At 62.8% G+C, this 4,658-nt stretch carries 4 protein-coding genes and 1 pseudogene; 2 read left to right on the top strand and 3 right to left on the bottom strand.

Annotated features, from left to right (window positions below; translation table 11 throughout):
- From fliI to EN939_RS21570, 3 genes and pseudogenes are all read right to left on the bottom strand, one after another.
- Window positions 1–629, bottom strand: a pseudogene (gene fliI, locus EN939_RS21580) (flagellum-specific ATP synthase FliI); the annotation flags it as partial.
- 3 nt (window positions 630–632) lie between these two features.
- Entirely contained in the window at window positions 633–1,355 is a 723-nt protein-coding gene (flgF, locus tag EN939_RS21575; RefSeq protein ID WP_127269591.1) for a flagellar basal-body rod protein FlgF, read from the bottom strand.
- A 7-nt stretch (window positions 1,356–1,362) separates the two neighbouring features.
- A complete protein-coding gene (locus tag EN939_RS21570) occupies window positions 1,363–2,484 on the bottom strand; it encodes a DUF1217 domain-containing protein (protein WP_127269590.1) in 1,122 nt (373 codons plus the stop codon).
- A 146-nt stretch (window positions 2,485–2,630) separates the two neighbouring features.
- Here EN939_RS21570 and motA point away from each other — a divergent pair, with 146 nt between their 5' ends.
- Both motA and EN939_RS21560 read left to right on the top strand, forming a co-directional pair.
- Window positions 2,631–3,506 carry a flagellar motor stator protein MotA gene (gene motA, locus EN939_RS21565; RefSeq protein ID WP_127269589.1) on the top strand — a complete coding sequence of 292 codons (876 nt, stop codon included), beginning with the start codon at window positions 2,631–2,633 and terminating at the stop codon, window positions 3,504–3,506.
- A 32-nt stretch (window positions 3,507–3,538) separates the two neighbouring features.
- The gene (locus EN939_RS21560; protein WP_127269588.1) at window positions 3,539–4,486 is read left to right on the top strand and encodes a FliM/FliN family flagellar motor switch protein; all 948 of its coding nucleotides are present in this window, start codon (window positions 3,539–3,541) and stop codon (window positions 4,484–4,486) included.
- Window positions 4,487–4,658: the final 172 nt, after the last annotated feature.

Genomic DNA, 4,658 nt, shown 5'->3' with positions numbered 1-4,658 from the left:
ACGGTATCGAATGCGTCGGCGCCGGCGAGCATGGCGAGCAGCGTCGACTTGCCGACGCCGGAGCCGGCAAAGATGCCAAGGCGCTGGCCGAAACAGAGCGGCGTGAAGATGTCGATGACCTTGACGCCGGTCATGAAGGCAGTGCCGACGCGTTGCCGCGCCATGGCTCCCGGCGTCGTCTGGGCGCCGCGCGATGTGTCGTCTCCCCGGGCGAGCGGCGGGCCGCCATCGATCGTCCTGGTGAGTGCGTCGATGGTGCGGCCGCGCCACGAGGCATGCGGCGCCACCACGAGCGGACCTCGGCGGAAAACGGCATCACCGATGCCGGAATCGGCGCTGCGTTCGAAGGGTGCCACGACGGCCTCGTCGCGGCCGATCTTGACGATCTCGCCGCGCCGCGCACCGGCATCGCCGCGCTGCTCGACGATGTCGCCCAGCCTGGCGAAGCCGGAAAGGCCGTGCACCTTGTAGTGCGTGGGCGTGACTTCGATGACGCGGCCGCCGCGCTTGAGCAGCGCCTCGGCGTCGGCGAAACGCCGCCAGACCCGTTCCAGCGCGGCAAGCCGGTCTTCCGGCGCCGGCTGGAGTTGTCTTTCGGGTGCGCGCAGGGATGGTTGGTCGAGCGACATGGATTATTTCGAGCCGAGCGTCTTGATCGCCTCGTCTGTGGACGAGTCGGTCTGCCGCATCAGGGCGGCGGTGTTCTCGAAGGCGCGCTGGACCATGATCAGCCGGGTGATCTCCAGCACCGGATTGACATTGGACTCTTCGAGAAAACCCTGGGCGACGCCGACATCGGAGCGGTCGGTGACAGGCTCCGGGGTGCGTGCCGGAACGATGCCGGAATTGCCGTAGCGGACGAAGTTCGGGCCTGGGTCGAAATTGTAGAGACCGATCGAGCCGACAAGCTGATCGTTCTGGCGCAACGAACCATCGGCCCCGGCCTTGGGTGGGCCGTTGCGGGGATCAAGCTGGATCGGCGAGCCGCCGGCATCGAGCACCGGGTGGCCCTCGATCGACATCAGCTCGCCGTTCTCGTTCATCGAAAAGCGGCCGTCGCGGGTCATGACGGTGCCGACCGGCGTCTCTATGGCAAACCAGGCATCGCCCTGGATGGCGAAATCGAAGGGATTTCCGGTCTCGCTCAAGGCGCCGTGGGCGCCGGAAAGGTAGGTCTTGCCCGGGGAGGCGAAGGATACCGATTTCTGCCCGGTGCCGGAGACGACGTCCTCGAACTTCACGCCGGTAGCGCGAAAGCCGATCGTCGAGGCGTTGGCGACGTTGTCGGCGATGGTGTCGAGGCGCCGCTCGAGCGCGATCTGCGACGAAAGGGCGACGTACAGGCTGTCCCGCATGATGGCCTCAGAACCTCAATTTCTGCATGGCCATCATCAGGTCGGTGGAGATGCCGACGGTGAGTGGCTGGGCAAATAGCACGCTGACCGAGGTGACGGCCGATGAAGTCGGGTGGTTGATCTCGTACATGCTGGTGAAGCGGGTCAGGAACTTGCCGAGTTTCTCGGGGTCGGAGAAATCCGAGATGTCGAGTTTTTGCTCGAACAGCTGCGCCTGCTTGTCGACGTCGGCGGTGGCGAAGGAATCGGGCAGGCCGAGCACGGTGCGCACGACACTGGCAAGCGCGGTGTCGGCCAGCACGTCATACCAGCTGGTGATGGTTGGGGCCTTGCGATCGAAGTAAAGCGCCAGCCGCACGCCCTGGTTGGCCTGACCGGCATCCTCTTCGAGGGTCTGGCGCATGTATTTGTCGACGGTCGGCTGCTGCGCCGGATTGATGGTGGTGGTGTTTTCGCCATAGGCTTCGAAGTTGAAGGCGGAGGCAAGCGCGGCATAGGTCTTGTCCGTCATCTTGTTGGCGACACTGTGGGGGTCGCGGACGCCGCCTTGCAGAACCCGCTTGATGAGATCCTTGTCCTCCGTCGCCGAGTCGAGACCGAATGACGCCAGCGCGTATGTGTAGAGCCGGCTGTTCGACATCAGATCGTCGATCGACTTCACCTTGGTGATGTTGGCAAGATAGTATGTCGTCTCGCCCTTCACATAGGCCGAATTGGGATCGAGGCCGGCGATCTGGGCCTGGATGGCATAGTTCTTGGTCACCAATTGCTGTGTCTTGTTGTAGATGGTCGCATCGGCGCCGTTGGCGGCGAAGTTGAAGGCGCTGACGAATTCGGCGTAACGCTTGTCGGTCAGCTTGTTGGCGAAGCTGTCGGGATCGGAGACGCCTTCCTTGAGTGCCTTGACCATGAAGGCCTTGGCGTAGTCCATGTCCTCCAGCCCGTAGGCCTTCATGGCATACTTGAACAAACGGTCGTTTTTGACGAAATCGTCGATCGATTTCACCTTGGTGATATTCGCGAGATAATATTTGGTGTCGCGATCAACCACGGGCTGCTGCTCGATCCTGTCGATCGATTTTGAAATGTCCTTGGTGATGAGCTGGTAGCTCGTAAAGGTATTGAGCAAAGACGTGCCTCCGGCCGAAGCTATGCCGGCACAATACCCCTACTTCCTTGCGCGAAACTGAATCGCTTCCAAGCCCTCGATTCAAGCCTCACACAAGGCACGGGGACTATCCCTAGCTCCTGATGTGAAATGCGGAAGGACCTGTCGTGGGCATTCTGATTGGACTGGTGGTAACGCTCGGCTGCGTCCTTGGCGGCTTCATGGCCATGGGCGGCCATCTTCACGTGCTGATCCAGCCATGGGAGGTCGTGATCATCTGTGGTGCGGCTTTTGGCACCTTCCTCGTTGCCAATCCGATGAAGACGGTCAAGGACACCGGCAAGGCCATTCTCGAAGCCTTCAAGCAGGCGGTGCCGAAGGAACAGGACTATCTCGAGACGCTCGGCGTGCTGCACTCGCTGATGCGCGAGCTGCGGTCGAAATCCCGCAGCGAGGTCGAGGCGCATATCGACAATCCAGAAGAGTCGGCGATTTTCCAGGCGTTCCCAACCGTGCTGCACAATCATGACCTGACGCATTTCATCTGCGACTACTGCCGTATCATCATCATCGGCAATGCCCGCTCGCACGAGATCGAGGCGCTGATGGACGAAGAGATCCAGACCATCAGGTCCGACAAGATGAAGGCCTATCACGCGATGGTGGCGGTGGGCGATGGCCTGCCGGCGCTCGGCATCGTCGCCGCCGTGCTCGGCGTGGTCAAGGCGATGGGCGCGCTCGACCAGTCGCCGGAAATCCTCGGCGGTCTGATCGGTGCCGCACTTGTCGGAACGTTCCTCGGCATCTTCCTGTCCTATTCGGTGGTCGGACCGGTCGCGGCCAAGATCAAGACGGTGCGCGAAAAGAAGAACCGCCTCTATATCATCGTCAAGCAGACACTGCTGGCCTACATGAACGGTGCGCTGCCGCAGGTAGCGATCGAGTTCGGCCGCAAGACCATCTCGTCCTATGAACGGCCGACGATCGATGCCGTCGAACAGAGCACGATGAATACCGGTGCCGTCGAAAAGAAGGCCGCCTGAACGATGCGCGATAGATCGGTCCCAGCACTGTCATGACCAGTCCGGGCAGCCCAGCGGAAGCGCGTTCGCTGATCATCGAGCGTCTGGTCGGCGACAGCGGCGAGGCCGCGCAGGTCATCGACGCAGGCCGCGCCATGGCCGAACGCGCCGTACCGCTGTTGCAGAAAAGCCTGACCAGCGAGCTTGGCGTTCCGGTCGTCGTCGACCTCAAAGCGATCGAGGTCAGCCGCGTTCCCGAGGCGCGTTCGCGTGCCGGCGACACGTTCGCCATGACCGTGATCGGCTCGTCGGCGTCCTCTGATGCGATGACCCTGGTGATCGATGCTCCGGCGATCGCGATCATGGTCTGCACGCTGTTCGGCGGCGACCCGGATCTGCCGGCATCGCCGATCGAACGCGATCTGTCGCAGATCGAAATCGATGTTTCGACCATGGTGTTCCAGCAGGTCGCGCAGGCCCTCAACGGATCGGGAAAGCGCTCGCTCGACCTGCGCCTGCCCGCGCCGCGAGCGATGTCCGGCACCGAGGCGAAGCGGTATGTGCTGCGCGATGGCGCGGCAATCCGCATCGTGCTTGGCATCTCGACGCCGGCCGATAGTGGCACCGTCACGGTGACGATGCCGCAGCGCGTCGTGCTGGCCAGCCGCGACGGAGCCGTGCCTGTCAGCGACGACGATCACGGCCCCAGCTGGCGCGCCCGCTTTTCGGAAGAGGTGATGCGCTCCACCGTGGCGCTCGAGGCCACGATGCCGCTGGCGCGGCTGACGCTCGGCGATCTCGCCGGTTTCGAAATCGGCGACGTCATCGAATTCGAGGAAACGGCCCAGTCCCAGGCGCGTCTCAGCGCACGGGGCAAGACGCTGTTCGTATGCGAGTTCGGCAAACTGGGACAGAATTACACCGTCCGGATCAGGCATCCTTACGACGCCGGGCAGGACTTTATCGACGGGCTGATGCCGGCTGCCGCCGGACGCGCCTGAGCATTTGGAGACGATCATGGCCAAAACCAAGGCGGAAGCCGACCTCGACCAGCCGGACGAGCAACTCGATCGCGCCATCGAAGAGTTGCGCGGTGTCCTGCATGAAGAGGAGCAACGCCCCGATGCGGCCTTCAGGGCGGCCTCATCAGCCAATTCGAGCGTGATCATGAAC

Source organism: Mesorhizobium sp. M7A.F.Ca.CA.002.05.1.1, from assembly GCF_003998335.1.
Classification (GTDB): domain Bacteria; phylum Pseudomonadota; class Alphaproteobacteria; order Rhizobiales; family Rhizobiaceae; genus Mesorhizobium.
The sequence above is the reverse complement of the archived record's forward strand: the minus strand, read 5'-3'. Positions and strand labels throughout refer to the sequence as shown.

Bases quoted from the DNA above. Each gene is read 5' to 3' on its own strand.
- EN939_RS21560 (WP_127269588.1), top strand. From the start codon at position 3,539: ATGACCAGTCCGGGCAGCCCAGCGGAAGCGCGTTCGCTGATCATCGAG.
- flgF (WP_127269591.1), bottom strand. From the start codon at position 1,355: ATGCGGGACAGCCTGTACGTCGCCCTTTCGTCGCAGATCGCGCTCGAG.